This is a genomic window from Acidovorax sp. FG48 (assembly GCF_057809085.1).
The window spans coordinates 1-598 of record NZ_JBMDJH010000056.1 but is presented as its reverse complement, the minus strand read 5'-3'; the positions used below and the strand labels follow the sequence as shown (position 1 = coordinate 598).

Below are 598 nucleotides of genomic sequence, written 5' to 3'. Positions count from 1 at the left end.
GTAAATCTCCTCCCCGCTCTTGTCCGGGTGGTAGTTCAGCGTGAACAGCAGGTTGCCCGTAATGGCTCGATTGGCTTGCTTCTTCAGTGCGTTCCGAAAAGCTGCGTCGGCTTCATCGTGTCGCCCCAACTTCTGGTAAGTGATCCCAAGGTTGTTGTAGGCTTCGGCATATTCAGGGCGCAGCGCAAGTGCCCGCAACAGTACGGCCTCTGCTTCATACAGCACCCCGCGGTTTTGCAACAGGTGCCCGAGGTTGCAATAGGCCTCCGCGTCACCAGGCATCAGCGCCACCGCCCGCCGCTTGGCGGAGATGGCCTCTTCTTCATGACCTAGAGGCTGCAGCATGCTGCCCAGCGCCTTCCAACCAAAACCGTGGTCTGGATAGTGCTGCGTCAGCTCCCGAGCCAGCTCAACCCCTTTGGCATAGTCATGCGCGTTGAAACATGCCACAACCGCATTCATTGCGGCTTCGGAGGGCTGACCACGCCGCCTGAGCAATTGAGACCGTGGAACGGCCACAGGCTGATCAACGGCCTCACCAGACCAAGCGTCGAACATCATGGCATAGGCCTGCTCCACCTTCCTCGCAAACCCCTCC

General features: G+C 59.4%; 1 protein-coding gene. It reads right to left on the bottom strand.

Translation table 11 applies throughout. The features are described from left to right. Positions 1-561, bottom strand: a 561-nt coding sequence (locus tag ACODSU_RS25295) for a tetratricopeptide repeat protein (RefSeq protein WP_488845723.1), incomplete at its 3' end; no start/stop codon positions are given. Positions 562-598 lie beyond the last annotated feature (37 nt).